This is a genomic window from Burkholderia sp. Bp9015 (genome assembly GCF_003853505.1).
Taxonomy (GTDB): Bacteria; Pseudomonadota; Gammaproteobacteria; order Burkholderiales; family Burkholderiaceae; genus Burkholderia.
Map to the genome: position 1 here is coordinate 1 of NZ_QTPZ01000082.1, position 1,897 is coordinate 1,897.

At 67.3% G+C, this 1,897-nt stretch carries 2 protein-coding genes; both read left to right on the top strand.

Features of this window, described 5'->3' with window-relative positions; translation table 11 throughout:
• The coding region (locus DIE12_RS37650; RefSeq protein ID WP_185641263.1) for an efflux RND transporter permease subunit at positions 1–594 on the top strand (594 nt) is incomplete at its 5' end.
• Positions 594–1,897 (top strand): efflux transporter outer membrane subunit (locus DIE12_RS37655; RefSeq protein WP_124551606.1); only part of this gene is annotated, 1,304 nt, incomplete at its 3' end. The genes DIE12_RS37650 and DIE12_RS37655, both read left to right, overlap by 1 nt.

Genomic DNA, 1,897 nt, shown 5'->3' on the forward strand with positions numbered 1-1,897 from the left:
TCGCAGGCGCCGATCCTGTACGCGATCTCGATCCTCGTCGTGTTCCTGTGTCTCGCGGCACTGTATGAAAGCTGGTCGATCCCGTTCTCGGTGATCATGGTGGTGCCGCTCGGCGTGATCGGCGCACTGCTCGCGGCGACGATGCGCGGCCTCGAGAACGACGTGTTCTTCCAGGTCGGCCTGCTGACCACCGTCGGCTTGTCCGCGAAGAACGCGATCCTGATCGTCGAATTCGCGCGCGAACTGCAGATGACCGAGAAGATGGGGCCGATCGAGGCCGCGCTGGAAGCCGCGCGCCTGCGGCTGCGTCCGATCCTGATGACGTCGCTCGCGTTCATTCTCGGCGTGATGCCGCTCGCGATCAGCAACGGCGCGGGTTCGGCGAGCCAGCACGCGATCGGTACCGGCGTGATCGGCGGGATGATCACGGCGACGTTCCTCGCGATCTTCATGATCCCGATGTTCTTCGTGAAGATCCGCGCGATCTTCAGCGGCGAGAAGGAAGACGTCGACCAGGCGCTGCGTCTGGCTCAGGAGCACTCGCACCACGAAGAGAAGCCGGGCAACGGCGACGAAGGCAACAAGGGACAGTGATGATGCAAAAACACGCTTTGACTGCAATCGCGGTCGCGCTGCTGGCCACGGGCTGCACGATGGCGCCGCACTACACGCGGCCCGACGCGCCCGTCGCGCAGGCATACCCGGCCGGCGGCGTCTATGCGACGCAGCCAGGCGCTGCCGGCGCGCGCAGCGCGAACGGCCAGGCGGCGACCGCCATCGGCTGGCGCGAATTCTTCGTCGATCCGCGCCTGCAGCGGCTGATCGAGATCGCGCTGAAGAACAACCGCGACCTGCGCGTGTCGGTGCTGAACATCGAGGCGGCGCGCGCGCAGTACCAGATCACGCGCGCGGGCCTGTTCCCGACGCTCGACGGCACAGGCACGGGCAACATCCAGCGCGTGCCGCAGGGCCTGTCGCAGACCGGTGCGCCGTATATCTCGCGCGCCTATAACGTCGGCGCTTCCGCGTCGTGGGAACTCGACCTGTTCGGTCGCGTGCAGAGCCTGAAGGACCAGGCGCTCGCGCAGTACCTGTCGACGTCGTATGCGCGGCAGGCTGCGGAGATCTCGCTTGTGTCGCAGGTCGCGGACCAGTACCTGACGCTGCTGTCCACCGACGACCTGCTGCAGCTCACGGAAAACACGCTGAAGACGGCACAGGCGTCCTACGACCTGACGAAGCTGCAGTTCGACAACGGCACGGGCTCCGAGCTCGAGCTGCGTCAGGCGCAGACGGTCGTCGAGACGGCGCTCGCGAATCAGCAGGCGCAGGCGCGTGCGCGTGCGCAGGCGCTGAACGCGCTGGTGCTGTTGATCGGCGAGCCGCTGCCGGACGATCTGCCGGCGGGCATGCCGCTCGACGCGCAGAACCTGCTGACGGATGTGCCGGCCGGTCTGCCGTCCGACCTGCTGACGCGTCGTCCGGACGTGATGCAGGCCGAGCAGACGCTGCTGGCCGCGAACGCGAACATCGGCGCGGCGCGTGCGGCGTTCTTCCCGCGCATCTCGCTGACGGGCGCGTTCGGTACCGGCAGCCCGACGCTCGGCGGCCTGTTCAAGGCCGGCACCGCGGCGTGGTCGTTCGCGCCGCAGATCACGATGCCGATCTTCGAAGGCGGGCAGAACATCGCGAACCTGAACCTCGCGAACGTGCAGAAGCGCATCGAGATCGCCAACTACGAGAAGGCGATCCAGTCGGCGTTCCGCGAAGTGTCGGACGGGCTGGCTGCACGCGGCACGTACGACCAGCAGATCGCCGCGCTCGAGCGCAACGAGCACGCGCAGCAGCGTCGCTTCGACCTGTCGGACCTGCGCTACAAGAACGGTGTCGACAGCTA